This is a genomic window from Streptomyces sp. NPDC056361 (genome assembly GCF_042262805.1).
Classification (GTDB): domain Bacteria; phylum Actinomycetota; class Actinomycetes; order Streptomycetales; family Streptomycetaceae; genus Streptomyces.
Genome location: NZ_JBHJQI010000053.1, coordinates 12,915 through 38,948, shown reverse-complemented (window position 1 = coordinate 38,948; position 26,034 = coordinate 12,915). Strand labels below are relative to the sequence as shown.

General features: G+C 71.4%; 26 protein-coding genes and 1 pseudogene. 18 read left to right on the top strand and 9 right to left on the bottom strand.

The window, feature by feature from the left end:
• Positions 1–122: 122 nt before the first annotated feature.
• Both ACFCY7_RS19170 and ACFCY7_RS19165 read left to right on the top strand, forming a co-directional pair.
• Positions 123–890 carry an SDR family NAD(P)-dependent oxidoreductase gene (locus ACFCY7_RS19170; protein ID WP_376486503.1) on the top strand — a complete coding sequence of 256 codons (768 nt, stop codon included), beginning with the start codon at positions 123–125 and terminating at the stop codon, positions 888–890.
• A 345-nt stretch (positions 891–1,235) separates the two neighbouring features.
• On the top strand, positions 1,236–2,024 hold the full coding sequence (locus tag ACFCY7_RS19165) for an alpha/beta fold hydrolase (RefSeq protein WP_376486501.1): 789 nt from the start codon (positions 1,236–1,238) through the stop codon (positions 2,022–2,024).
• A gap of 2 nt (positions 2,025–2,026) precedes the next feature.
• On the opposite strand, the gene ACFCY7_RS19160 is transcribed toward ACFCY7_RS19165, so the two are convergent.
• The 6 genes from ACFCY7_RS19160 to ACFCY7_RS19135 form a co-directional block, all read right to left on the bottom strand.
• The gene (locus tag ACFCY7_RS19160) at positions 2,027–2,296 is read right to left on the bottom strand and encodes a hypothetical protein (protein ID WP_376486500.1); all 270 of its coding nucleotides are present in this window, start codon (positions 2,294–2,296) and stop codon (positions 2,027–2,029) included.
• 258 nt (positions 2,297–2,554) lie between these two features.
• Positions 2,555–3,070 (bottom strand): hypothetical protein, encoded by a 516-nt coding sequence (locus ACFCY7_RS19155; protein WP_376486498.1) that lies wholly within the window; start codon positions 3,068–3,070, stop codon positions 2,555–2,557.
• A gap of 64 nt (positions 3,071–3,134) precedes the next feature.
• Positions 3,135–3,536, bottom strand: a complete 402-nt coding sequence (locus tag ACFCY7_RS19150) for a hypothetical protein (protein WP_376486496.1) — start codon at positions 3,534–3,536, stop codon at positions 3,135–3,137.
• 220 nt (positions 3,537–3,756) lie between these two features.
• Positions 3,757–4,506 carry a response regulator gene (locus ACFCY7_RS19145; RefSeq protein WP_376486494.1) on the bottom strand — a complete coding sequence of 250 codons (750 nt, stop codon included), beginning with the start codon at positions 4,504–4,506 and terminating at the stop codon, positions 3,757–3,759.
• 57 nt (positions 4,507–4,563) lie between these two features.
• Positions 4,564–5,823, bottom strand: coding sequence for a sensor histidine kinase (locus ACFCY7_RS19140; RefSeq protein WP_376486492.1), 1,260 nt, complete (start codon positions 5,821–5,823; stop codon positions 4,564–4,566).
• 211 nt (positions 5,824–6,034) lie between these two features.
• On the bottom strand, positions 6,035–6,958 hold the full coding sequence (locus ACFCY7_RS19135) for an NADP-dependent oxidoreductase (RefSeq protein ID WP_376486532.1): 924 nt from the start codon (positions 6,956–6,958) through the stop codon (positions 6,035–6,037).
• A 271-nt stretch (positions 6,959–7,229) separates the two neighbouring features.
• On the opposite strand from ACFCY7_RS19135, the gene ACFCY7_RS19130 reads away from it, so the two are divergent.
• The 4 genes and pseudogenes from ACFCY7_RS19130 to ACFCY7_RS19115 all read left to right on the top strand — a co-directional run bounded on the left by ACFCY7_RS19130 (position 7,230) and on the right by ACFCY7_RS19115 (position 9,940).
• Positions 7,230–7,658, top strand: a complete 429-nt coding sequence (locus tag ACFCY7_RS19130; protein WP_376486489.1) for a protein-tyrosine phosphatase family protein — start codon at positions 7,230–7,232, stop codon at positions 7,656–7,658.
• A 118-nt stretch (positions 7,659–7,776) separates the two neighbouring features.
• On the top strand, positions 7,777–8,712 hold the full coding sequence (locus ACFCY7_RS19125) for an AraC family transcriptional regulator (RefSeq protein WP_376486487.1): 936 nt from the start codon (positions 7,777–7,779) through the stop codon (positions 8,710–8,712).
• Positions 8,713–8,811: 99 nt separating this feature from the next.
• Positions 8,812–8,997, top strand: a pseudogene (locus ACFCY7_RS19120) (GNAT family N-acetyltransferase); the annotation flags it as partial.
• A 64-nt stretch (positions 8,998–9,061) separates the two neighbouring features.
• Positions 9,062–9,940 (top strand): GNAT family N-acetyltransferase, encoded by an 879-nt coding sequence (locus tag ACFCY7_RS19115; protein ID WP_376486538.1) that lies wholly within the window; start codon positions 9,062–9,064, stop codon positions 9,938–9,940.
• A 115-nt stretch (positions 9,941–10,055) separates the two neighbouring features.
• Here the strand turns inward: ACFCY7_RS19115 and ACFCY7_RS19110 are convergent, their stop codons facing one another.
• A complete protein-coding gene (locus ACFCY7_RS19110; protein WP_376486484.1) occupies positions 10,056–10,769 on the bottom strand; it encodes a response regulator in 714 nt (237 codons plus the stop codon).
• Between the two features lie 36 nt (positions 10,770–10,805).
• Positions 10,806–12,200, bottom strand: a complete 1,395-nt coding sequence (locus tag ACFCY7_RS19105) for a sensor histidine kinase (protein ID WP_376486482.1) — start codon at positions 12,198–12,200, stop codon at positions 10,806–10,808.
• A 798-nt stretch (positions 12,201–12,998) separates the two neighbouring features.
• Between ACFCY7_RS19105 and ACFCY7_RS19100 the strand changes: the two genes are divergently transcribed.
• On the top strand, positions 12,999–13,736 hold the full coding sequence (locus ACFCY7_RS19100; RefSeq protein WP_376486481.1) for a DUF4232 domain-containing protein: 738 nt from the start codon (positions 12,999–13,001) through the stop codon (positions 13,734–13,736).
• Between the two features lie 64 nt (positions 13,737–13,800).
• On the opposite strand, the gene ACFCY7_RS19095 is transcribed toward ACFCY7_RS19100, so the two are convergent.
• On the bottom strand, positions 13,801–15,177 hold the full coding sequence (locus tag ACFCY7_RS19095; RefSeq protein WP_376486478.1) for a cytochrome P450: 1,377 nt from the start codon (positions 15,175–15,177) through the stop codon (positions 13,801–13,803).
• Between the two features lie 640 nt (positions 15,178–15,817).
• Here ACFCY7_RS19095 and ACFCY7_RS19090 point away from each other — a divergent pair.
• The 11 genes from ACFCY7_RS19090 to ACFCY7_RS19040 all read left to right on the top strand — a co-directional run bounded on the left by ACFCY7_RS19090 (position 15,818) and on the right by ACFCY7_RS19040 (position 26,011).
• On the top strand, positions 15,818–17,845 hold the full coding sequence (locus ACFCY7_RS19090; protein ID WP_376486476.1) for an ATP-binding cassette domain-containing protein: 2,028 nt from the start codon (positions 15,818–15,820) through the stop codon (positions 17,843–17,845).
• Complete coding sequence (locus tag ACFCY7_RS19085) at positions 17,842–18,993, top strand: aminoglycoside phosphotransferase family protein (protein ID WP_376486474.1); 1,152 nt, start codon at positions 17,842–17,844, stop codon at positions 18,991–18,993. Before ACFCY7_RS19090 ends, ACFCY7_RS19085 begins: the two co-directional genes overlap by 4 nt.
• Positions 18,994–19,074: 81 nt before the next feature.
• Complete coding sequence (locus ACFCY7_RS19080) at positions 19,075–20,622, top strand: NUDIX domain-containing protein (protein ID WP_376486471.1); 1,548 nt, start codon at positions 19,075–19,077, stop codon at positions 20,620–20,622.
• On the top strand, positions 20,610–21,398 hold the full coding sequence (locus tag ACFCY7_RS19075) for a methyltransferase domain-containing protein (protein WP_376486470.1): 789 nt from the start codon (positions 20,610–20,612) through the stop codon (positions 21,396–21,398). Before ACFCY7_RS19080 ends, ACFCY7_RS19075 begins: the two co-directional genes overlap by 13 nt.
• Before the next feature lie 176 nt (positions 21,399–21,574).
• Complete coding sequence (locus ACFCY7_RS19070; protein WP_376486467.1) at positions 21,575–22,108, top strand: HIT family protein; 534 nt, start codon at positions 21,575–21,577, stop codon at positions 22,106–22,108.
• The gene (locus ACFCY7_RS19065; protein WP_376486465.1) at positions 22,105–22,278 is read left to right on the top strand and encodes a hypothetical protein; all 174 of its coding nucleotides are present in this window, start codon (positions 22,105–22,107) and stop codon (positions 22,276–22,278) included. The genes ACFCY7_RS19070 and ACFCY7_RS19065 overlap by 4 nt, the downstream gene beginning before the upstream one ends.
• A gap of 23 nt (positions 22,279–22,301) precedes the next feature.
• Complete coding sequence (locus ACFCY7_RS19060; RefSeq protein ID WP_376486462.1) at positions 22,302–23,879, top strand: NUDIX domain-containing protein; 1,578 nt, start codon at positions 22,302–22,304, stop codon at positions 23,877–23,879.
• 58 nt (positions 23,880–23,937) lie between these two features.
• On the top strand, positions 23,938–24,495 hold the full coding sequence (locus ACFCY7_RS19055) for an NUDIX domain-containing protein (RefSeq protein ID WP_376486460.1): 558 nt from the start codon (positions 23,938–23,940) through the stop codon (positions 24,493–24,495).
• A 196-nt stretch (positions 24,496–24,691) separates the two neighbouring features.
• Positions 24,692–25,030: a thioredoxin family protein gene (locus tag ACFCY7_RS19050; RefSeq protein ID WP_376486458.1), complete on the top strand. Its 339-nt coding sequence runs from the start codon at positions 24,692–24,694 to the stop codon at positions 25,028–25,030.
• Positions 25,031–25,075: 45 nt separating this feature from the next.
• Positions 25,076–25,594, top strand: a complete 519-nt coding sequence (locus ACFCY7_RS19045; protein WP_376486456.1) for a pyridoxamine 5'-phosphate oxidase family protein — start codon at positions 25,076–25,078, stop codon at positions 25,592–25,594.
• A 51-nt stretch (positions 25,595–25,645) separates the two neighbouring features.
• Positions 25,646–26,011 carry a S26 family signal peptidase gene (locus ACFCY7_RS19040; RefSeq protein WP_376486454.1) on the top strand — a complete coding sequence of 122 codons (366 nt, stop codon included), beginning with the start codon at positions 25,646–25,648 and terminating at the stop codon, positions 26,009–26,011.
• Positions 26,012–26,034: the final 23 nt, after the last annotated feature.

Genomic DNA, 26,034 nt, shown 5'->3' with positions numbered 1-26,034 from the left:
GATGATCTACGTGGCGGCCGGCTGCATCATGACCCGCCGTGCGGAACGTCGGACCAGGTGCTCAGTCGGGCACCAGAGGCCTCGCGGTCTCCGCTCTTCGTCGCCGTTCGAAAGGAATTCTCATGAATCTGCCTCCGTCGGGCAGGCGCGTCCTGGTCAGTGGCGCGTCCCGCGGGCTCGGGCGCGCGGTGGCTCAGGCGTTCGCGGCCAACGGGGACCGGGTGGCCGTCCACTTCGGCTCGCGCGTCGACGACGCGCGGCTGACCTTGGAGTCCCTTGCCGGTACGGGGCATGTGCTGGTCGGCGGCGACCTGACGAACCCCAACGGAGCTGCCGTCGTCGTCGAGATGGCCACGGAAGCGCTCGGCGGGGTCGACGTGCTCGTGAACAACGCGGCGGTCAACATCCGTCACCCCCTGGCGGAGACCCCGTACGAGGAGTGGGCGGCTGTCTGGCAACAACACGTGGCAGTGAACCTGCTCGCCACGGCGAACCTGAGCCACCTCGCCGCCCGGCTCATGATCGAGCAGGGCACGGGAGGCCGCATCGTGAACATCGGCTCCCGCGGCGCATTCCGTGGCGAGCCCGACCACCCGGCATACGCAGCCACCAAGGCCGCCGTACACGCCCTCGGTCAATCCCTCGCAGTCTCCCTCGCCCCGCACGGCATCGCCGTCACCTCCATCGCCCCCGGCTTCTTCGCCACCGAGCGCGTCGCACCGCGCCTGGAAGGCCCCGAGGGCGAGGCCATCCGCCAGCAGAGCCCGTTCGGCCGTGTCGGCTCGGCCGAAGAGATCGCAGCCGCGGTCCTCTGGCTCTCCTCCCCCGCCGCCGAATGGTCCTCCGGCACGATCCTCGATCTCAACGGGGCTTCCTACCTGCGGAGTTGATGATCAGACATGGCAACGGACCCGCTCCTTCCCGGTACTCCGGGCCGGGGCGGGCCCCGGAACCGTAAACGCCGCAATCCTGATCGCTCCGACCGTCTCCGCCGACGAGGACCAGGACCACCTCCCTCCGAACTACCCGACCTGTGAGAGGTGCCCCTGGACCACCTCCCCGGTCGCGCCTCGCCCAGCTGAGGGCAAAGCAACAGTGGCGCACGCCGAATCACTGCGCTGGTCATCCGCGCTGCTCCCTGGCTCGGCTGTCTCGCGCGGCTCTCCGCGACCATCTCGCGCAGCTCGCTCGCGCGGCGCAAGGCGAGGGCCCATCGCGCGGCCTAGCCTGGAGGCATGGCAGTGGTGCGATTCGGCGGCGTCGAAGTCGCCTATACGAAGACGGGGCGCGGGCCGGTCGTGGTCCTGGTCCACGGGGCCGGGATCGATGGGCGGATGTGGCAGCCTCAGGTCGAGTCACTGGCGGACGAATTTACGGTGGTGGCCTGGGACGAGCCGGGATCCGGCAGGTCCGGCGCGCTGCCGACGGGCTTCGGGCTCGCGGACTTCGCGCACGCTCTCGCCGCCGTGATCGAGGACGTGGGCCTTGGGCCCGCCCAGGTCGCGGGACTGTCCTGGGGCGGAACAGTGGTCCTGGAGCTGTACCGGTGGCGACCGGACCTGGTGCGGTCGCTGCTTCTGGTGGACACGTACGCCGGCTGGAAGGGCTCACTGCCCCCGGAGGAGGTCGCGGTGCGCGTCGAGGGGGCCAAGAGAATGCTCGCTGCCCCTCGCGAGGAGTTCGACCCGGCGCTTCCCGGGCTGTACGCCGACGGCCCACCGGAACGCTTCGCAGCGGCGCTGGACGCCATGAGCAGGGACGTACGCCCGGAAACCATGGCCGCCCAGCTCTCTCTGATGGCCGAGGCCGATGAGACCGACCTCCTGCCCCGCATCACCGTGCCGACCCTGCTGCTGTGGGGCGAGCGCGACGCCCGCTCTCCCCTGACCGTCGCCCACGCTTTCCAGGACGCGATTCCGCACGCCGAACTCGTGGTGATCCCCTCGGTCGGCCACATGAGCAACCTGGAAGCCCCGGAGGCTTTCACGGCGGCGGTTCGGGCCTTCTGCCGCGCGAACGCCTAGGTTCACCGGGGCCGCGGCACGCTTCGAGGCCGAACGCGGCCTTCCCGCCGAGCACTCGAAGACGCCACGCCCGCGTCGGTGACTTGGAGGTAGATGTTGCTGCCCGCCACGGTGACGCCGTGCGGGTTGGTGGCGTAGGTGTAGCGGTTGGTGACGGTGCCCTGGACGTACTCCGTCGTGGCCGAGGCCGGAGCGGCTCCGAGCGCCAGGGCCGCGGTGAGCCCGGCGGCGACGACACCGAGGGCGCGGGCGCCCCTGAGGGGAACGGGCATGGCTGTCCCTTGCTGGGTGGGGTGGTGGGGTGTGTTCGGGTCGCTGCGGTTGTTCCGGGGTGACGGGCCGACGTGCAGGTGTCCGAGGCGACGATGCGGATCTTGCCGACCGTGCCGATCCTCCGTAGGTCGGTCCTGTTCTCGCCGGGGCGGACGCACCGGGTGGCGCCGTTGGTGAAGTGGAGGAGCGCGCCGTTGCGCAGGCGGGCGTTGGACACCGCGGCGGCACCGCGACTCGCGGTGAGGGCCGGTCGGGGGTCAGGCGCTGGCGGACGACGTGCAGGCGCTGGAGCCGCCGCAGTAGGTGATGTCCCAGTGGTTGCCCTCGTCGGCGTAGACGTTGCCCGCGGCGGAACGCCAGCGGGGGGAGCCGTCGCTGCGGGTGGAGATGCGGGTGAAGCTGTTCTTCACGTACGAGTCGATGCACGAGTTGTGGGTGATGTCGGCCTTGTAGCCGTTCCAGTGGCTGTACGTGCCGCTCGCGTGGCCCGTCTCGGTGCCGCCGGTGACGTTGATGCCGCAACCGCTGGCGGTCCGCAGCGTTTTGAGGTCGTTGACGGTCGCCGTGTTGATCTGCTCGAACGAGGTGCAGGTGCTGTTGTTGCGGTTGGTGCAGCCGCCGCTGGAGCTCCAGGTGATGCCGACGCCGCGCAGCGCGGACGCGGCGGAGCTCTGGCTCATCTTGGTGACGGCGAAGGCGTTGCCGGGCAGTGCGAAAAGGACGGCCGCGCCGATGGTGCCCGCGACGACCGAGAAGCGGTTGACGGATCGCACGATGGTTCCTCTCGTAAGGAGCGGATCACTGAGTGGTGTACTGGGGTGCTGTTGTGACGGCTCGTCAGGGACCGGTCGGGCATGCGGACTGGGACTCGATGCGCAGCTTGGTCACGGTGATGCCGGACTGGACCGGCCAGTCCTGGTTGGGCGGCAGGCAGGTCGTGTACTCGTTGCCGCCGTCGAGGAACTTGATGCTCGCGCGGTCGTCGTTGCGGGTGTTGACGACGGCCTTGGCTCCCCTGGACTGCGCGCCGAGGGTCTGGAACCCCGTCGTGAAGTCCTTGAACATCGCCGTGGGGTGGTTGTCGGTGTAGTCGGCCTTGGTCAGGTAGAAGCACACGTTCGGGTAGGGGCATCCCTTGCGGGACGTAGCGGAGGCCGGCGACGAGGTGAGCGTGACGAGGCTCAGTGTCGTCAGTGTCAGAGCGGCGACCACGGTGCCTCGCATGCGCCTGTGTGACATGGGCGTTCTCCCTCTCCTGAGGTGCGTCCGGAGGGCGACCGCCTGCCGTGAGCGGCGGTCGCCCGGTCGGAAGAGAACCTAGCCAGGGGGCCCGATCGGCCTCGACCGCCGCAGGTTTGAACCGTGATACGTCATGAGGCGCACGGGTCGGCTCGCGATGAACCGCCCGCCGCAGTCGCCTCATACCGGCGCGGTAGGCGATGGATCCGGAGGGGCGCCCTCAGTCGTCGTCGGCCGTGCGGGTGTGGCCGGGGACGACGAGACCCGTCTCGTACGCGAAGACCACGGCCTGTGCGCGGCTGGACAGGCCGAGCTTGGCCATCGCCCGGTTGAGGTGGGTCTTGACGGTCGCCTCGCTGAGCAGGAGCTGCTGGGCGATCTCGGCGTTGGGCAGGCCGCGGGCGACCTGGACGAGGACTTCGTGCTCCCGGTTGGTGACGGTCTGCCAGGCCGGGGGAAGGTGGTCGTCGGGCGCGGGTGCGGGCGCGTACGCCTCGATCAGGCGCCGCGTCACCGACGGCGAGAACAGCATGTCCCCGGCGGCCACCGTGTGGACGGCGGCGACCAGCCGCTCCGGCGGCGTCTCCTTCAGGAGGAACCCGCTGGCGCCGGCGCGGAGGGCGTTGTAGACGTACTCGTCGAGGTCGAAGGTGGTGAGCACGATGATCCGGGGCGCCGCGACGCGGTGCGGCGGCGGTGTGGCGCCGGACTCGGGCGTCGTCGTACCGGTCGGCGTCGCCGGGCGGGCGGCCGTCGGGGCGAGGATGCGCCGGGTGGCCTGGATGCCGTCGGTGCCGGGCATCCGGATGTCCATCAGGACGACGTCGGGGGAAGTGGCTGCCACCTGCCGGACGGCGTCGTCACCGTCGCCGGCCTCGCCGACGACCTCGACGCCCGGAGCCATCCGCAGCAGGGCGGCGAGTCCGGCCCGGACGAGAATCTGATCGTCGACCACCAGGACGGAAGGCATCGTCGGGAACATCCTCATGGGGACGGCCGGCCCTCGGCGGCGACGCGAGGCTCACGGCTACGGGGACCGGAGGTTGTGCGCGCTGCCGCCGGTCGGAGTGGGCAGGCTGAGCAGCACCTCGAAGCCGCCCTCGGCCCGGGGACCGACGTTCACCGTCCCCTGATAGATCCTTGCTCGTTCGCGCATGCCGATCAACCCGTGCCCGACGTTCGGCCGATCAACGGCCGGAACCCGTCCCTGCCCGTCGTCGGCTATCCGGACGGTGAGGGCCTGCGGTCGGTAGCCGACGGTGACCGACGCCGTGGCGGGCCCCGCATGTCTGAGGACGTTCGTCAGCGCCTCCTGGATCACCCGGTAGGCGCACAGGTCCATCCCGGGCGGCAGCGCGTAGGGCTCTCCGGTGACCTCCAGGTCAACGGGGACACCGGCCTCCCGCACGCGGAGCAGCAGCGCGTCGAGCCGTTCGAGTCCCGGGGAGGGCGCGTAGGCGTCCTCCGCTCCCTCCGTGCCGGTGCCGGTGCCACCGTCGGCGGCCCGCACGTCGTCCGATCCGACGCGCAGCAGGACCAGCAGACGGCGGAGCTCCTCCAGCGCCTCCCTGCTGGTGGCGGCGATCGTGTCGAGGGCCCGCCGGGCGGTGGCCGGGTCGCCCTCGAACACGTACGACGCCATGCCGGCCTGGAGCGACACCACCGACATGTGGTGGGCGACGACGTCGTGCAACTCCCGTGCGATGCGTACGCGTTCCTCGGTGACCGCCTGCGAAGCCCTCGTCTCCTGCTCGACCTGCAACCGGCGGGTCAACCGGGCCAGTTCGCGGCTGCGCTCGGCCGCCCGGCCGGCACCGCGCCCGATCAGGACCACGACTGCGGGAAAGGCCACCGCCTGCACCAGTACGGTCTTCATGGAGCCGTTGTGCACGTTGGACAGACCCGCCAGCACCCAGGCCGCCCCCACCGCCGCCCCACCGATCGGAACGGACCTGCCGGTCCTCGTCGCGGCCACCGTGTACAGGGCCAGCAGCGTCGCCGGGGAGTTGACCACGGGCCAGTACCCGCACGCGATGTACACCACCCACAGGGCGACGACCACCGACAGCACCGCCACCGGCGCCATCCGTCGCGCGACCAGTGCCAGGCTCGTCAGAACCGTCAGCAGCGCGCCGGTCGCGTCCATGTCGGACCAGCCGGTCGGCGGTCGCTCCATCCCGAGCAGCAGGCTGGTGGTCGCGTACCCCACGGCGAGGAGCGAATCGACCACCACGGGTCGACGCAGGCCCTCGCCGGGACGGCCGAAGAGTCCCCGATCCGGTCGCATCAGCGAAGCGTACGCCCCCGGGCGTGCTTGATCCATGAGACCGCCGCGGTACTCCGGCTACCGTGAACCGCCCGTGGATACCGCCGGAGTTTCAGCAGACGGCGGACCTCCACCCCTCCTCGTGGGGAAACGCGGCGGGGACCTGACCCCAGATGGCAGGCGGCGCGTGGCAGGCGGCAGGCGGCAGGCGGCAGGCGGCAGGCGGCGAAGCTCAAGGGATCAGGACGACCTTGCCGCGGATTCGGCCTGCCTCGCTGAGACGGTGAACGTCCGCGAGCTCGGCCAGCGGGCGGGACGCGCTGATGTCGAAGGTGAGCTTCCCCTCGTCGACGAGTTCCACGAGCGCCGCCAGATGTGTCACGTCGTTCCGGGCGACCATGTGCGAGGACGTCACTCCGGACTCGGCGGGTGGTTCGACGGGGGTGGCGATCGACACGATCCGCCCGCCCGGCCGTACCGCGGACGCCAGCGACGCCGCGTCGTGCGGGGGCAGTGGCACAAGGTTGAGCATGACGTCCACGGGTCGGTCGAGGGCGGCAGCGAGCGGCGTGGCGGTGTAGTCGATCACCTGGTCCGCCCCGTGCCGGAGGACCGCCCGGGTGCTGCGCGGGCCGGCAGTGGCGACCACCTCGGCTCCGGCGTGCTTGGCGAGCTGGGTCACGAACCCGCCGACCCCTCCCCCGGCCCCGTTGACCAGCACCCGCTGGCCTGCCGCCACCTTCCCGTGCTCGAACACCGCCTGCCAGGCCGTCTGGCCGGCGATGGGAAGGGCGGCGGCGTGTTCGAGGGGGACAGATGTCGGGGCGGGAACGAGCAGAGCCCCTGGCGCCGCGACGTACTCGGCCGCCGCACCCGCCCCGTCCAACCGCCCCACGACCCGGTCGCCGACGGCGAACCCCTCGGTGTCCGGGCCGATCTCGGCAACGGTGCCGGCGACGTCCCAGCCCGGCGTGTAGGGAAGGGCCACGGGCAGGAAGCCCTGCAACAGCCCGGCGCGCAAGGCGGCCTCGGTCGGGTTGAACGAGGTCGCCGCGACGCGGACGAGTACCTCACCGGCCAGGGGCCGGGGCCGAGGAACGTCGTCGCAGCGGATCACGGACGGTTCGCCGAACGCGTGGATGCGCATGCTCTTCATCTTCATGCCCTGAAACTACGGCCGTCGCATCGAGACGATCCATGCGTCGAAGTGCCTGGTTCATACGCGAACGTCTCACGTGTAGCTGACAGCTACTCACTGGGCTTCGACCGAAAACGCTCGCCGGGTCGGCAACCGGCGACGGCGACCAAAGACCGACGACCGACGACCGGCCATCGGCAACCGGCCACCGGCCACCGGCCACCGGCCACCGGCCACCGGCCACCGGCCACCGGCCACCGGCCACCGGCGAGACAGCTACGCTCCCTCCATGACCACAGCCTGGACGGCCGGGGCCGCCGGCATTCTGCGTCTCCCCTCTGGCCGGCTCGTTCGCGGTCGGGGACTCCGCCGGCCTTTGCCCGAGGGGCCGTTGCCCACCTTCGCGCTGTATCTCCTGGGCCATGAGCCGCCCTCCGTCTCGTGGGAGGCCCGCTGGCTTCGCTGGCCGGACTTCTGGCTGCCGTCCGACCGCGCGGCCGCCGCGGAAGGGCTGCGCGAGGCATGGACCCGCGCCGAACACGAGCGGGTCGAGGTCGCCTGTGGCGGCGGGTACGGACGGACCGGTACAGCCCTGGCCTGCCTCGCCGTGCTGGACGGAGTGCCCGGCAGCGAGGCGGTCGCCTACGTCCGCGAGCATTACGCACCACGCGCCGTGGAGACCCCGTGGCAGCGTCGCTTCGTCACCCGCTTCGAGTAGCGGTTGCCTCGGCAGCACCCCAGCGCCTGAGGACCCCGGCCCGACCGTCGGATCAACCCTGCGTCACCGCCGAGCCGTGCCACGCACGGCACGGGACTCGCAGCACTAGGGTCGCCGCATGGACGTGCTCAGCGATGTGATCACCGTGGCGCGGACCGGCCGGCCCCGGTCGGCGTACGTGCGCTGGCACGCCCCGTGGGGCCGACGGTTCGCCGCCGTGCCGGGCTCGGCGGGGTTCCAGGTGGTCCTGGAAGGTTCCTGCTGGCTGCTGACCCGGGACGGGACGCCCCTCCGGCTGGACGCTGGTGACGTGCTGTTCCTCCCTCATGGGAGCGGACACACCCTGGCCGACCACCCCGAGGCCGAAGTGGACACGCCGGCGTGCGACCCCGACGACCCCGGACTGACCGATTCCTACGCGTCGGACACCGTCGACCCGCTCGGCCGGAGCGGGCCGGTCACGGTCGTGCTCTGCGGCGCGTACCGACTCGACCCGGCCCAAGCGCACCCGTTGCTGCTGACCCTGCCGGAAGTGATCCACCTTCCGGCCGATCCCACCCGCCACCCCGAACTCCATGCGGCCGTACGGCTCCTGGCCGCCGAGGTGAGCGCCCCACGCCTGGGCACCGGCACGACCGTCCCCGCGCTCCTGGACACGCTTCTGATGTACATCCTCCGCATCTGGCTGGCGCGACAGCCCCAGGCCGACCGCGCCACAGGTTGGGCCGCGGCGCTCAACGACCCCGCGCTCACCGCCGCCCTCCACGCCATCCACCGCGCCCCCGCAGAGCCGTGGACCGTGGCGAAGCTCGCCGCGGAGGCGGGTCTCTCCCGTGCGGCGTTCGCCCGCCGCTTCTCCGCCCTGACCGGCCAACCGCCGCTCGCCTACCTCACCTGGTGGCGGATGACCACGGCGGCCCGGCTCCTGCGAACGACGGAAGCGCCGCTGCGCGCCATCGCGACCCAGGTGGGCTACACCTCCGAGTTCGCCTTCGCCAACGCCTTCAAACGCGCTCACGGACAGGCCCCCGGCACGTACCGTCGGAAGAACTGAACCACCGTCGGGAGAACCGAGCCGCTGCGAGCCTGTACGCGACCCGGCACACGCGGGTGCGCGCGGACGCACGCACGTGCGCGGGCCGGGGAGGCATACGTGTCGGGTCACGAACCGCGGGTCGTCTACAGCGAGGCCCCTGATCAGGAAGTGCGCAGCCTGCGCGTACGCCACTGCCGACTGCGTACCGCCCGGGACGCACCCGTCGCCGAGCTGGAGGCGGTCTCCTTCCGGCTGCGGTTCGGGGCCTTGGCCGTGCCTGCGGAAGGCATCGGCGGTGTGGAGACGCAGCCCGCGTTCCGGCGCCAGGGGCACATGAGCCGCCTCCTGCGGCAGGCGCTGGGCCCGCATGGCGCGGAGGGTCGACGTGGCCTTCGTGCCCGAGGGGATCGAAGGGGTGTACGAGCGGTTCGGCTTCGTCGGAGCCGTCGCCGACGGGCATCTGGTCATCCCCGTGCGCAACGTCGAGCGCACGGCGGGAGGGGATCCGGAGGCGGCCGACCCTGGCATCCGCAGTGCCACCCCGGCCGATCTGCCGGCGATGGTCGGCCTGTACAACGTCGCGCACGCCCAGCGGCCCTGGACACATGAGCGGCACGCGGGCTGGAACCGGCTCGTCCCCCAGACCACCTGGAAACCGGGGTCGCAGACCTTGGTCCTGCGGACCGGTCACACGATCGCCGGCTACGCCGTGCTGGAAGGGCGGGCCTTCGGCGACCCTCTGGGCACGGTGACCGCGGACGAGCTGGTGGCCGTGGACGCCGCCGCGACCCGCCGGCTGCTCGCGGCCGTCGCCCGGCTCTGCTGGCAGCGTCGACTGGACCGGTTCACGGTACGGGAACCGGCCGACAGCCTCACCGGCCGAATCGCCCGCCACATGGGCTGCTCCTACGAGCAGCGGTTCCCGCCGAGCGGCGGAATGATGGCCGCCGTTCTGAACCGCCCGTCCCTGGTCCGCACGCTCGAACCCGAACTACGGCGCCGGGCGGGTGGACAGCTGCCGGACACGGCCCGCCCCCAAGCGATCGAGGCCCTGTGCGGTGGCGACCTGTTCCCCGACGACCGCACACTCATCCGGTTGCTCCTCGGCCACTGGTCGGCCGAGGACGCGTACGTGCACGGTGCGGCGGTCCCCGACCGGTACCGGAGTCTCTGCGCGGCCTGGTTCCCCGGCGGCGGTACCCCGGTGCTGCCCGCTCCCTACGCTCACCGCCTGGACCGGTATTGAAGGGTACGTAGGCGCACGCCGCAGAGGTGCGACGTACGCGGTCACCGATCGTGAGACGCCGGTCCGTCACGCGGGGGACTTCCCGGCCCGTCTCCCCGGTTGCCGCGCGGCGGTGTCACACGGCTGGTCCGCCCGGGCCGTCCGGCAGCGCCGGGCGCCCGCCGACGCGGGCGATGCCCATCTCGTAGGCGAAGACGACCGCTTGGGCGCGGCTGCGGAGGTTCAGTTTGGCCATGAGCCGGTGGAGGTGGGTCTTGACGGTGGAATCGCTGACGCGCAGGTGCTCGGCGATCTCCTCGTTGGCGAGTCCCTGGGCGACGAGTCCGAGTACCTCGATCTCGCGGCCGGTGAGCAGGTTCGTCGCGTCGGTGCCGGGCCGGGCCGCCTGCTGGGGTTGCGGGTCGTGGGTGACGTGCCGCTGGACGAGGCGGCGGATGCGGGCCGGGGCGACCAGGAGGTCGGCGGAGAGGGTGGCGTTGACGGCGCTGAGGAGTTGCTCGGGTGGCATGTCCTTCAGGAGGAAGCCGCTGCAGCCGGCACGCAGGGCCGCGTAGACGAACTCGTCCTCGTCGAAGGTGGTGAGGACGACGATGCGCGGGGCCGGGTCGAGACCGAGGCCGAGGATGCGTTCGGCGGCGGCGAGGCCGCTGAGGCGGGGCATGTTGATGTCCATGAGGATCAGGTCGGGGCGGTGCTCGCGGGCCGCGGCGACGGCCTCCTCGCCGTCCGCCGCCTCCACGATCGGGCCCAGTCCGTCCACCGTGCGCAGCAGTGTGACGATGCCGGAGCGGATGAGGTGCTGGTCGTCCACCACCAGGATGCGGGCCACGGCGCTCCTCGGCCTCGGTTGTTGCTCACGTCACGGTCAGCCGCTGGTCCGATCCCGACCCGGGGGGACGTCCTTCCCCGGGAAGGCATCCGCCTCCAACGGGAGACGGAGACATACCTGGAATCCGCCCCCTGGGCGTGGTGCGGCGATCAGCGAGCCGTGCCGAATCTTCGCCCGTTCCCGCATTCCGATCAAGCCGTGCCCGGATCCGCGGACGTCGGCGGCCCTTCTCGGGGCGGCGGGCGGGGACGGATCCTGGGCCGGATCCGGTGTCCCTTCGTCCAGGACGGTCACGCACAGTTCCCGGTCCAGGTAGTCGACGGTGACGTCGGCGGCGTGCGCCGCGGAGTGCTTGACGACGTTGGTGAGTGCCTCCTGGACGACGCGGTAGGCGCACAGTTCGACTCCCGGGGGCAGGGGGCGCCGCCTGCCGGTGAAGCGGACCGCGACGCGCAGCCCCGTCGCTTCCAAGCGTTCGGCGAGCGCGGGGATGCGGTCGATGTCGGCGAGCAGGTCGTCAGGGTTCGGAGCGGACGGATCTGAGGGGACAGTGGGGACTGAGGAGACCGTGGGGATTGAGGGGACCGTGGGGGCGTACGGGCCCTCGGGGGCGCTCGTGCTCCCCGGACCCTCCGTGTACGGGCTCCCGGAGCCGGTCCCGTACGCGCTCCCCGTACGCGCCGCGTCCCCCGGATCGTACGTACGCAGGACGACCAGGAGGCGCCGCAGTTCGTCCAAGGTCTGCCGTCCGGCCGTGGCGGCGACGCCGAGCGCCTGGTGGGCGGCGGCGGGGTCGGAATGGAAGGTGTACTGGGCGAGGCCCGTCTGCAGGGTGACGATGGTCATGTGCTGGGAGATGGTGTCGTGCAGCTCGCGCGCGATCCGGAAGCGTTCGTCGAGCACGGCCCGCCGGGCCTCCTGGCGTTGCTGCTCGTCGAGCAGGAGGGTGAGCCGCCGCAACTCGGCGTGGCGCCGACCGAGTCGACGCTGGGCGAGCCCGAAGGCACAGGCCACAGCGGGAACGACCAACGCCTGTACGACCGTCACGGGCCAGGGCAGCCGGCCGCGCACTCCGCTGAGGGCGATGACCGCGGCCAGCAGCACCACACCGCACGTGACGCGGCCCCGCCGTTCACGCGCGGTGACGAAGACGCACGCGACCGCCGGACACCAGAAGTTGAGCGAGGGCTGATATCCCAGCAGCAGGTATCCGGCGAACCCCGCGGCCGTCACCACGAGAACGCCGAACGCCCACTCCTCCCGCAGACCGAGTGGCAGGGCGATCAGCAGGGTGAGCAGATAGGCCCACAGGTCGAACGCCCGCCACGGCTCCGGGTGGTAGAAGGTGCCGATCAGGCAGCCGGCCACGGCGAACCCGACAGCCAGGGCCACCGGCGCCGGCCGCGGGCGAAGGGCCTGCAGCGCGGACATCCGGACATGGTGGATGACGGTCCCCAACTGGTCGTCCCTCAGCGTGAGTCGAACACGGTCACCGGCCTCCCCGGTGACAGGCCCCGCGTCCGGCGCCCGGCGGCCACGGCCACCGACGTCGGTGCAGGCCGACCGACCGCCGCGGTCATGACCGGCGGCAGCGCACCCCCGTCGCCCGCTGCCGCCGGCCCCGCACCGTCGGCGGCCCCCGTGCACGTCGACCCGCGCCGAGCTTCGGCGCGGCGTGGCCGAGCGTGCCCCTGCCCGGCGCGCCGGCCGGTGGGTCGACCCGGGCCTCGCACCCTCGCCCACCTCGCCCGGCCGGTACGCCGACAGTAGAAGAGGGCGGACGCCGCGGGCATCCGGCAGCAGTCCCACTCCTCCGTCGACTTCCGGAGTCGCACGCCCCATCGAGGTCAACCAGCGCGGCACCGGGACCGCGCGCCGGGCCGGCGGTCGTCAACCTGAGGGTTACGGCGCGGGGTGGAGGAGCCACGGGGATACGGCAGAAGTCGGTGCGGAAGTTCAACCCCGTGTGGGACGTCAATCCCCGCCAAGAACCGTATCTTCTGAGATCACGACGTCCGGAAAGACCACCGGCACCACGTCCGGAGGCGACCGCGGCGTGTCATCGACGCTCGGTCCGCAGTGCACTGACGGATCGGATCGTCGCCGAAGCCGTTCCGTTCCGCAGTCGGCAGACCGCAGACCGCAGACCGCAGACCGCAGACCGCAGACCGCAGACCGCAGACCGCATCAGGGAACGGCCGCCACGCATTCGTACACGGGGGAACCACCATGCGCACCACACGTAAGTCTCTGAAGACCTGTGCCGCGGGAGCCGCGGCCATCGCCGCGCTGCTCTCGACCGCCGCCTGCGGCCCCGACGACGGGGCTGCAGGAGCGAAGACCCCGCCGTCCGCCGGCGCGAGCGCGAACCCGACAACCGCCGACCCGACGACCGCGAGCCCGTCCTCGACGCCCACCGGCGCGACGGCTTCCGCCACTCCGAGCAGCGGCGGGGGCGGTTCGCAGGGGGCGGGCAACGGGTCGGGGAAGTCCGGCGGTTCGGACGCCTCGGGAGGTGGCGGAGCAGGCGATGTCGGCGGCGACGGCGTCCCCGGCACCCCGTGCACCGACGACACCTTCACGATCACCGCGTCGACCTCCCCGCACGACTCGCTCCAGCACGTACTCCTCACCGCCACCAACACCGGCGACAAGGCCTGCGTCCTGGGCGGCTATCCCGCCGTGGTCTTCGAGGACGCCACGCACGAGGCCACCGTCATGAAGTCCCAGCTCGAGGAGTTCCTGGTCCAGCCGGGCAAGAAGGCGTACGCGGGTGTCCGGCTCTTCCGGGTCGGCGCGCCCACGACCGCGGTGAAGCGGATGGGCGTCAGCCTCTCCCCGGAGGGCTACGAGCAGAACGTCCCGCTGCCCGGCGGCGTCGGCTTCGTCAACATCGACGACGACCCCGAGGTCACGTACTGGACCGGCAGCGAAGCCCTCGCCGTGAAGCAGTCGCTCGCCGAGTGACCTCCCCCGGCCTCGGGTGCCCGTACGGCCCGAGGCCACGAGAGCCCCACTCCGGCGGTGCCGGTCAGGTGGCGCCCTGTGCGGAGCTCACCTCCGACGCGGGCACCTCGGCCCGTGGCCGCACCCGCATGCGCAGGTCACGGAGTTCGAGGGTCACCGCCGCGGCGAGGCGGCCTCGATGGCCGGACACGTGCTCCAGGCGCCATCGCGCGGCGATGGTCGCGAGGGCGAGGGTCGCCTCGACCATGCTGAACGAGTCCCCGATGCACTTGCGGGCGCCCGCGGCGAACGGCAGGAAGGCGTGGCGCGGCGGCTGGGGGTGCGCGTCCGACCAGCGGTCGGGGGCGAAGGTCTCGGGATCGTGGTGGAGGTCGGGCCGGTGGTGGATGAGGTAGGGGCTGTAGGCGACGCTGGTGCCGGCCGGCAGCGCGTACCCGCCGAGGTCCGTGTCGGCGGTGACCACACGGGTGAAGAACCAGCCCGGCGGTCGCAGCCGGAGCGTCTCGTTGACGACCTGCTCGGTCAGTCGCAGACGCGGCAGGTCGGCGTACGTGGCCGGCTCACCGCCCAAGGCGTCCACCTCCGCGTGCAACCGGGCCTCCACGTCGGGGTGGCGGGCCACCAGGTCCAGCGCCGAGGACAGCGTGGCAGCGGTGCTCTCGATGCCGGCGAGGACGAAGGAGACGATCGTGTCGTTGATCTCGGCGCTCGTCATGCCGGAGCGGTCGTCCTCGGGGTCGTGCGCCGCCACCAGGGCCGAGAGCAGGTCGCCGTAATCGGCTCCGTCGGCACGGCGCTCGGCGACGATCCGCTCGACGGTGTCGTGCAGCCGGGCGCGGGCGGCGAGGTGGGCCCGATTGCCGGGGGTGGGCAGCCGATCCAGCGGCGGAATCAGGAACATGCGCTGGTAGAGGCTCTTCACCACCGTGGTCACGTCCTCGACGAGTTGCCCGTGCGCCGTCGCGGGCAGCGCGTCGGAGAACAGCGTGGCGGTGATGATCCTGGAGCTGACCCTCATCATCTCGGCGGGCACATCGAGCACCTGCCCAGGACTCCAGGAATCGGCCGCCTCCTGCACGCACGTGGTCATGGCACGCGCGTAGTCCGGCAGCCGAGCCTGATGGAATGCCGGCTGGGACAGCCGCCTGAGCCGGCGATGCGCCTGATGCCGGCACGACACGACGCCGTCGCCGATCACCTCCCGTAGGCGGTCGTACAGCGGGCCGCCCTTGTCGAAGACGCGGTCGTCCAGCAGAGCTCGCCGGGTCAGTTCCGGATCGCAGATCACGACCATCGCGAGCGGGCCGAGCCGGATACGCACCAGGTCGCCGAAGGCCGGCAACGACTTCAAGAACGCCAGCGGATCCCTCAGCAGCGGCACGACGTGCCCTACCAGGGGCAGCCCACGGGGAGCGGTAGGGATCGAGCGGAAATCCTTCATGACGCGGTACGGCTCCTCTTGCCAAGCCCCCTTGTCAGGCGACCCTCTGCCATGAGTCCGTCCTGGTGGTGCTCTGGCAGATCGGTGGACCGCCAGACCGCCGAGTCGGGGCCGGCTCGGCCATGTCCCCACGCGTCGTATCTAGCGCAGCCCTGCGAGGTCACCCTCTTCCGGTCCGGAAAGGGGCAGGTCAGCGGCTGTCAGCCGGATAGCCGTCAGGTTGACGGCTTACGGTTCGCGGCTTACGGCTCACGGCTTCGCTGGGAGTGGGCGGCAGGCAGTGGCGGTCCGTGCTCAGCGGTGTCGGCGTTTCGGCCACGTCCCTTCCCGGACCACGACCCTCGCGCCGCAAGGGTCGGTGCACCCGGCACGAACATACCTTCGCTCCGTCTCGGGGTTCGCACGCTCCGTCTCGGGTTCGCACGGCGTCCGAAAAACGTGTGTTCGACGGGCGTGGTCGTGTCGTTGAGCCTTCTGACACCCCGAACCCCTCCCGCTTGGAGAACGCCGTGTACCCCCTTCCCGACCCTGTCGCCTCCCCTACCCCCGCCCCCACAGCCACCCCCACCCCCACTCCCGCCGGGCCTCGCCGTGGCGTCGGCGCGTTCCGTTCAGCACGTCCGGATACGGGGTGGGGGGCATGAAGGCGACCACGGACGGCAAGACATCGCCGCCGGCCGGGGCGGGGTCCGAATCGGCTTCCGAACGGCTGCTGTTCGGGGGACGGCTCGACTACGACAAGGGGTGGAGCCAGTACCGCGGGACCTGGGTGAAGCTGGGCATGTGGAGCATGGCCGTGAGCTTTCCGCGGCAGGTGGCCGTGGCCGTGCGGCTGGCGAGGCAGGCCGACCGGAGGGCCCTGTACACAGTGGCGGTCAGCGAGGTCGGTCGAGGGCTGGGGCAGGCGTTCACGCTGGTGGCGGTGAACGCGCTGCTGGCCGAGTTGCTGGCGGCGGGGGCCTTGGCCGACCGCTTGCGGGCGTCGATGCCGGCGCTGGTCCTCGTATCGGTGATGTCGGTGCTTTCCTCGCTGCTGAAGTCGGCGTCGACCGCGTCGACGGGGGTACTGGAACCGAAGGTGCAGCGGGTCGCGACCGAGCGGTACCTGGGGCTCGTCGCCAAGGTGGAGATGGACGCGATCGAGGACGACGCGTTCCACAAGCTCATGGACTCGGCTCAGTGGGGCGCGGACGGGGCCCGGCGGATGGTGGGTTACTGCACGGCGGTGGTCGCCTCGGCGATCTCGCTCGTCGCCGCCGCCGGCGTGCTGACGGTGCTGCACTGGGCGCTGCTGCCCCTGCTCGTGGCGATGGCGCTGCCGAGCGCGTGGGGGTCGCTGACGGTGGCGCGGGCGCGGTACACGAGCTGGCACCGGTTCGTCCAGCACGCGCGCGCCGCGCAACTGCTCAGCCAACTGCTCATCGATCAGCGGGCGGCCGGGGAGGTCCGGGTCCACGACGTGGGCCCGTTCCTGCTGGAGCACTTCCGGGGGATGGCGGAGACGAGCGAGCGGGAGCAGACCCGGCTCGCGTGGGTGGCGGCCCGTACGGGTCTGCTGGCGGACGGGGCTCGTGGTGTCGCCACGGTGGCCGCGTACGGGGTGCTGGGGCTGCTGCTGTGGAACGGACAGATGGCGCTCGCGGTCGGCGGCACCGCGGTGCTCGCGATCCGGGCCGGGTCGACGAGCATCACGGACCTGGTGCTGCGGGTGACGGACATCCAGGAGGAGTCGCTGTTCGTCGCCGACCTGGAGCGGCTGTGCGCCGAGGCGGAGCGGCGGGCCATCCCGGAGACCGGCGTGGACGTGCCGGAGGACTTCGACGCGATCCGTTTCGAGAAGGTCGGCTTCACCTACCACGGTGCCGACGAGCCGTCCCTGCGCGAAGTCGACCTGGTCATCCCCCGCGGCCGGACCGTCGCCCTGGTGGGCAGGAACGGATCCGGCAAGTCCACCGTTTCGAAGCTCCTGTGCGGCCTGCACCTGCCGGCCGAGGGACGGGTCATGTGGGGGGACGTCAGCGCCGCTGACGCGTGCCGAGCGCGGATCTTCAGCCGGGTCGCCTTGGTTGCCCAGGACTTCCAGCGATGGCCGTTCACCGCCCGGGTCAACATCGGCATCGGCCGCAGCAGCGTCGCCATGGACGACGCGACCATCACGGCAGCGGCCGCCTACGCGGGCGCCGACGAGGTCATCGACGGGCTCCCTCGCGGGCTGAGCACCCTCCTGGCCCGCGGCTACCGGGGCGGACAGGAGCTCTCCGGCGGACAGTGGCAGCGGATCGGCCTGGCCCGCGGGAAGGCCCGCGAGGGGCAGGTGCTCATCGTCGACGAGCCGACCAGCGCCCTCGACCCGGCCGCCGAGCAGCGCGTCTTCGACCAGATCCATCGGCTCGCCGGCACCGGCCAGACCACCGTCCTGATCACCCACCGCCTCCACAGCGTGCGCCACGCCGACCTGATCTACGTACTCGACGAAGGCCGGGTCATCGAGCACGGCACGTTCGCCCAGCTCATGGACCCCACCACGGGCCGCGGAGCGTTCCGGGAAGCGTACGAGCTGCAGGCCCGCCAGTTCACGGCCCCGTCGGTACCGGCACAGGCCGCCCCGGCGAAAGGCCCGTCGGTCGAGGACGCCGACCTCGTCGGCGAAGGGGAGGTGCTGCCATGACGCCCGTATCCCCGGAGTCACGGATCTCCTTGGTCACGCTCCTCCTCGCCACGGACTTCGCCGTTCTGCCCACGTCTGTCGTGGCGGGCCCGGCCGGCACCGACACGCAGAACTACATCGCCAGGGCCGAGTCAGGCCGTCACTGGTTCGTGAAGACCTACACACCCGCGACCGACCTGGCGAAGGCCGAGGACGCCGCCGCTCTCAGCGAGCACGCGCGCCTGTGCGGGGTTCCGGTCGCCCCCGCCCTGTACACGGCGAACGAGAACCGTCTCATCGCCAGGCACCCGTGGCTGGCGATGTCCGTGACCCGTTTCATCCCCCACGCGATCACGGCGGACGGGCGGCTGACAGGTCGCCGGTGGGAGGCGGTCGGCGAGGCCGTCGGGCGTCTGCACCGCGGCTTCGGCCGGCACGGGTTCGGTACGCACGGGTCACCACAGCACGGGTCACCACGGCACGGGTTCGGCCGACACGGGTCACCACGGCACGGGTTCGGCCGGCAGGGGTTCGGTACGCACGGGCTCGGCCCTCCGCTGATCGGCCCGAGGGACAAGTCCGTCGACATGGCCCGGTGCAAGGCCCGGTTGGAAGGACTCCTGTCCTGGTACGAGGCGGCTCCACCGGTCACCACGTTCGAACGCTGGGCCGTTGCCACGGCCCAGGAGAAGCTCGCGCGGCTTCCGGAGGTGGAACGGCTCCTGGAGCAGGTCCCTCAGGCGATGGTGTCGCAGCTGGTGCACGGCGACCTGTCGGGCCCGAACGTGCTACTGAAAGGCGACTCGGTCGCCGCCCTCATCGACTTCGCCCCGCCCGTACGACGTTCCCCGGTGTGGGAACTGGGCCGCCTGGCCCTCGACCCCCGCACGGTACTGACCCAGCCGGACTGGCCCGACGGTCTGAGCCGCCTGGCCGCCGCCTACCACCACCGGCACCCCGTCGTGGGAGTGGAGGAACTGGTGAGCGTGGTGCGGTTGACCGCCGCCGCTCTCGCGCTGTCCGTGTACCCGCTCAACACCGTCGCCGCCGGTCTCGGGCCCGTCACTCCGTCCCTGGCGGCGTACGCGCGAGTCCGCCACCAGGCCTCCGTGGTGCTGCGCGAGCGGCTCGACGAGGCCGAGGAGGTTCTGCGTGAACGCCTCGGCTAGATCCCCTGGTCCCCCGCCCGCGCCTCTCCATGGCCCTCCGACGACCGTCCCATCGCGCATCGAGCTTCGTGAGGTTCTGACATGCCGCCTTCCCTTGCCCCCATCCGTGACCTGCTCACCGCCTACCTCGACCGGAACCCCGGCGAACGGAGCGGGCTGGCCGCGTTGCTCGCCGCCCTGGACACCGCCACGGACGCCACCAGTGCCACCGGCGATCCGACTCCGACCAGCGCCACGGGCGACCCGACCAGCCGTACCACGCTCCCCGGACACATCACCTGTAGCGCCGCCGTGATCGATCCCGACGCGCGTGTCCTGCACGTCCTGCACCGAGGTACCGGGTTGCTGCTCGCGCCGGGCGGCCACGTCGACGCCACCGACGAAACACTGCTGGCCGCGTGCCTGCGGGAGCTCAAGGAGGAGGTGGGGATCCCGGCCGCCGCCCTCGCCCTCACCCCTGCTTTCCGGGAGGGGCCGATCGACATCGACGTCCACACCATCGACGCCGACCCCGCCAAAGGCGAGCCGGCGCACCGGCACTACGACTTCCGCTTCGTCTTCCAGCTCACCGCCGACGACGTACCAGGGCTCACGCTCCAGGCCGAGGAGGTAGACGGCGCGACCTGGCTCCCCTTCGACAAGGTCTCCTCCTCCACCCTGCGGGCCAAGCTGGTCGCCTCCGGGCTGGACGGCACCATCCGGCCGGTGAACGCCAGCGCGCTCATCCACGACGGCAGCGGTCGGTACCTGCTGCACCTCCGGGATGCGAACAAGCCCGACATCTGGGAGCCGGGGGCGTGGTCCCTGCTCGGAGGCGGCAGCGAACCACAGGACCGCGGCCTGCTGGACACGATGCGCCGCGAGCTGATGGAGGAGGCCGGGCTGGCCATCGAGGACCTCCGGCCGTACGCGGTCGAGCTCGCCACGGGTACCGCCGGCACACGCGTGCCCATCCAGCTGTTCACCGGCCGCTGGAGCGGCGACCCGTCGACGCTACCCCTGACCGAAGGTGTGATGCTCGCCTGGGTCCACCCCGAGAAGTTCCCCTTCATGACCATGCCGCCGTCTACGAGGACCCTGCTTGAGCGACACGCGGCCGAACGCCCCGCACCTGTCCCCGAACCCGCACGCACACTCGCCCCCGCCCGCAGCACCTGGCCGGGTGCGGTCGCGTCGGCAACGGCCCCTCCCGGGACCGTGCCACACATCCTCGGCGTCCACCTCTATCTGGAGCGCGACGGCCAGGTCCTCCTGGGCCACCGCCATCCCGATTCCGCCTTCGCGGGCGGGCTCCTGCACACCCTGGCGGGCCACTGCGAGGCCGAATCGGCGACAGCGTGCCTGGTGCGAGAGGCACACGAGGAAGCCGGACTGGTGATCGACCCGGCCGACCTCGCACTCGTCCACACAGTCCACCTGGTGGGACCCGGAAGGGCACCGAGGATCCAGCTCTTCTTCCGCGCCGGCCACTGGGAGGGCGTGCCGGAGATCCGCGAGCCGGACAAATGCGTCGGCTGGGGCTGGTGGAACGCCAAGGACCTGCCCGAGCCGATCGTCCCCTACACGCGAGCCGCGATCGAAGGCATCCAGGCGGGCCGCCCCTACACCGAGCTGGGGTGGGCACGTTGACCGACTTCGCCACCGTCGGCCCCGCATACACCGCCCACTCCCGCACGGCGCGGGGCCGCCTCCGCCACGATCTCGTCGCCCGCCGCCTCCTCGCCGAACTTCCCCCCGATCCCGTACGGATCCTGGACGCCGGCTGCGGCGACGGCGAGATGACCCTCAGACTCGCCGCAGCCGGACACCACGTCACCGCAGCCGATCCGTCCGCCGACATGCTCGCGAGGACGGCCCGCCGCCTGATCGCCCGCCCCGAACTCGATCAGCGAGTACGGCTCCTCAAGGCCGGGATCGACGAACTACCCGCCGATGGCTCGCACTTCGACGTGGTCTGCTGCCACGGCGTACTGATGTACCTGGCCGACACGCCGGGCCCGTACGCGCGGCTGGCCGCGCTCGTCGGATCGGGTGGCCTGCTCAGCGTTCTCACGAAGAACAGGTCCGCCATCGGCTTCCGCGAAGCCCTCCGCGGCGACTACCCGGCGGCGCACCACCTCATCGAGCTCGGCGCGGACACCAGCATCGGCAACCTCGGCCTGGCCACGCGAGGAGACACGGCCGACGAACTCGACCGGCTCGCGGCCGAGCACGGCCTCACACCACTGAGCTGGCAGGGCATCCGCGTCTTCACCGACCACCACGACGACTGGAACCCTGCCCCCGACACGTACGCACAGGCGCTGGAGACCGAATGGGCCGCGTCGACCCGTGACCCGTACCGACAACTCGGACGCCTCGTGCACACGCTGGCTCGCCGCGGACCGGCAGGGGCGACGCCGTGACGACGACCACGACCACGACCACAGCCAGGACCAGAACCACGGCCACAGCCACAGCCACAGCCACAGCCACAGCCACAGCCACAGCCACGATCGCGACCGCGACCGCGACCACCGCGGGCCTGTCGCGGTTGCCCACACGACACGCCGCACAGCCACGCAGCCGACAGGAGCTCCTCATGTCCCAGCAGCAGAACCCGCTGCCTACCCCCGTCACCGGACCCGCGCTTCCGGCCGGCTGGCCCGCGACGTTCATCCGCCACCGCTCCGGCGACGGATGCCCCATGTGTACGAACGACTACACCGCCGACGACATCGGGTGGGGTGTACTGCTCCGTCACGGTGAGGTGGCGAACGCCTATCTCTGGCGCAGTGGGCGGGTGCGCGGCTACTGCGTACTCATCCACCGAGGGAGCCCGCACGTAGCCGAGCCCACCGAGCTGCCTGACGCCGAGGCCGCCGCGTACTGGCGCGACACCCTCGCGCTCGGAAAGGCCCTGACCACCTTCTACGAACCGGTGAAGATGAACTACTCCACCCTCGGCAACGTCGTCCCTCACCTGCACAGCCACGTCTGCCCCCGGTACGCGGGTGAATCCGATCCCGCTCCGGGCGGACCGCTGCCGTGGGGGTTCCTCGACGGCGAACGTCAGGACGAGACCCAGCTGCTGGCCGACGCCTCCTCGCTGCGCCTCCTGCTGGGGAAGGCATGACCGCCTGCGCGCGGGCCTTCCTTCGAACGCCCGCGTGGGAGGCCCTGGCCGTGACCGACCGGCTCACCGAGCACCGCTCCCCCACCCGCCGCGCATGGACGCCCGGCCGGTTCGTCGAGAACGCGGCGTTCACCGTGCTGCCGCCCCGACGTCCGGGAGGCAGCGAGTGAGCGGCGGGCGGCACACCGTACCGGTGGACGTGCACCTGATCGCCGTCCGGGAGGGACATCAAGGCCCGGAAGTGCTGCTGTCCCGGCGGGCCGGTGACGTGTACGCGACCGGTCTCTGGCATGCGCCGTCAGGCCATGTGGAGCGGGAGACCGTCGTCGCCGCCGTCGTACGCGAGACGTGGGAGGAGACCGGTCTCGACGTGGACCCGGCCGACTTACGTGCCGCCGTCACGGTGCACCACCGTCCTCCCAGTGGACAGGAACGTGTCGGCTTTTTCTTCGAGGTGCGCCGCTGGCAAGGGACCCCACGGGTCGTCGAGCCGGACAAGTGCGACGCGATGGGGTGGTTCCCGCTCGATGCCCTGCCGGATCCGATGGTCGCCTACTGCCGCGCCGGACTCGACGCCTACCGGGCGGCCACGCCTTTCGCCGTGCACTTCCAGCGTCCCGACGACGGGATCGCCTACGACCCTGACCCTGACCTCAACCGCCTCCACCTCGTCCCGGCCGCCGGGCCTGCGCAGCTCAGGGCGGAGCCGAAGCTCAGGGCGGTCCGGGAACGGGACCCTGCCCCGGACCAGGCCCAGCGGCAGGGCCAGCGGCAGGGCCAGGGGCAGAGGCAAGGGCAAGGGCAAGAGCAAGGCTTGGAGTCGACGCCGTACGCGGAGCCGGCTTCCTCCCCGCAGCGGGAACCCGCTCCCCCGCCCGCGGTGCGCGCTTTCGCCGAGCGCGCCGTCGGCCGTATCGCCACGTGGACGGATGTCTCCTGGGCCCGGGAGAACAGCCGTGTATGGCGGGCCGCAGGCACCGGCGGTGGCCTGTGGTTCGTCAAGGTCCACCAGAATGCCTGGTTCCACCGCAGGGAAACGGACGCCCTACGCGGGTGGGTTCCGGAACTGGGCGGCGCCGGGCCCCGGCTCGTGGCCGCCGACCCCGAACTCCTGGCTGTCGTGGTGACACCCGTCGAGGGCCGGTCCCTCCACGGTGTCGTCCTCTCCGCCGCCGAGGAGGCCGAGGTCTTGCGGTCGATCGGCGTACTCGCGGCCCGCATCCACGCGAGTCCGCTCCCGCCCGACCCCCGACCTTCTGATGCGCCACCGACCACCGACCCGTACGACCGAATGGAACGCCACCTGGCTGCAGCCCGTCCATTGCTCGAACCGGGAGACGAGGAGCGCGTCCGCTCGGCCGTCGCAGCGGCTCGGGAACCGGCACCACTCGAACAGGTGGTGACCCATGGCGACTTCCAGTACCGCAACCTCCTCGTCGCTGCCGACGGCACCGTGCGCTTCATCGACGTCGAGCGCAGCGAACCCCACACCCGAGTACGGGACCTCGCACGCCTCATCGACCGCTTCGACGGTCGGCCCGACCTCGCTGAGGCGTTCTTCGCCGGCTACGGCCGCCCGCTCACCGCTGCCGAGGAGACCCACCTGGCTGCGAGCACGGCGCTGGACGCGGTCTCGGGCATTTCCTTCGGAACCCGCGCCGGCGACCCGGAGCTCGTCGAGCGCGGCCGCCGCACACTCGCCCGCCTCCGCGCAGGCACCTGCTGGCCTTTCTCCAGCCTCCCTCAGATCAAGGACCGGGGGCGGCAATGACCGCATACCTATCCCTCCCGCCCGAGTCGATTTCCGCAGGCCAAACCCAGGGGTCCCGATGACCGATTTCCTCCCGCCCGCCGAGTACGCGGCGATGCTGCCGAAGGCGACGGTGTTCGGCGCACTCTTCTTCACCGACATGAACGACTCGCCCGTACAACTCCACGCGGTCTACAGCGCCGAGCATCCCTGGCAGCTGCCCGGCGGCACGGCCGAGGCCGGCGAGCGTCCCTGGGAGACGGCGGTCCGAGAAACCCGAGAGGAAACAGGGCTGCTGGTGTCCGGACCACCTCGCCTCCTGGCGGCCGTCTTCGGCCTCCCCGGCACGTCGTGGCCGCTCGCGACCGCAGGCTTCGTCTTCGACGGGGGACGGCTGACCGACCGACAGATCGCGAACTTCACGCTCACCCCCGACGAACACGACGAGCTACGCGTCCTCCCGCTCCACGAGTGGCAGGCCCTCATGCCCGCACGGGACTTCGCCCGGCTCACCGCCGCGGCCGAGGCTCGCAGAACCGGGGTGGCGGCCTACGTCGGCGACTGGGACTGGCCCACCGAGACGAGTACGCCCCCGGGCACGGCCGCAAGCCCGAGCACCGACGAGACGACACACTGAGCGCGGCAGCATCAGCGGAGGACCGGCGCGCGCACTACAGGTCGGGCCGCACCATCAGAACGGGCGCCGCTGGACTGGCTTGCCCAACCCCATGGCCAAGCGCACCTCCTGTGAGGGACCGCGCCGCGCGACGAGTCCACCCCACCACGCGCGAGATGATGGGCACGAACGACAAACGACGAGGTCAGGAGCATCCATGGCGAAGCGGGTTCACCAACCCCGTGAGGACGCGGAGTTCGATTTCATCCTGAGGATGAGCGGATCCCCGGTTCTCGCGTACTTCACCGGCACATGGCCCAAGGCCATCGAGCCCAGCCGGACGATGGACCTCGTCGTGGGTGGCATCGCGGACGAGTACGCGGACCGGCTGACGGCCGTCCGCGTCGACATCACGCGCTGTCCCGGCACGACCCAGCGATACGGGATCACCGGAGCGCCGTCCTACGTACTGCTGAAGGAAGGCGAGCCGGTGGCCAGTGGCACGGGGCCCACGAGCACGTCCCACATCCGGGAGCTCCTCGAATCCCACCTCTGAGCCCCGAACCGGGGAACGCCGGGGCAGGGCGTGGGATAGTTGATCATGCCTGTGACCAATCCGTGGCTGGCCGGCCCGTCACCCAAGCAGCGGCTCGATCGCGAGCGGCTGGAAGAGCGAATACTCAACCTGCTGTCGTCGCAGAACATGTGCGTGATCGCGACAGCGGGACCGGAAGGGCCGCTCGCGACTCCGGTGCGCTACTTCCACCTCGACTTCGCAGTGATGTTCTCCACGGCTGCTGGTTCGCCGAAGATGAGGAACCTCGCCGCGGATCCCCGGGTGTCGGTAGGGGTCTTCGCTCCGCTGGTCGGACAGGCCAGCAGTCGGGGTGCCCAGCTCTTCGGAAAGGCGCGCGTGCTGTCCGAGGGCGACTCGGACTTCGATCACTACTGGCCGGCGTTCCGCTGGCAGTCCGATCACGTCGAGCGGTCGCGTGCGCTCGACGAACCGCCATCGGGGCCGCTCGTCGTGATCGAGGCCGCCCGGATCGTCTACACCGAGCACTGGCTGCGCCGCGAGGGTTTCGCACCGCGTCAGGTCTGGACCCGCTCGGACACGTAACTGGGAAACAAATCGATGGGGCGATCGACGAGTATCTGCCACGATCGGCGGATGGGAGCTTTGAACGCGGTGGCGAACAGGGTCGCCGACGGGGCGACCGTGACGTTCCGGCCCAGTGGCTCGTCGATGGTCCCCCTGATACGTAGCCGACAGCAGGTGGTCGTTGCTCCGGTCGACCCGACGAAGGTGGCGGTCGGGGACATCGTTCTCGCCCGCGTCGCCGGGACGGTCTACTTGCACTTGGTGTCATCGGTGGACCCGGTCAGGAAACGGGTTCAGATCAGCAACAACCGCGGCCGAGTCAACGGCTGGACCGGCCACGAGCGTGTCTTCGGCATTTGCGTGACAGTCGACGGCATCCCCCGGAAGGGAGCTGCCGAGAAGTCGCTCGCGGCCGACTCCGACGACTCCCCCTGATCAAATCCGAAGCGTCGGCTCAT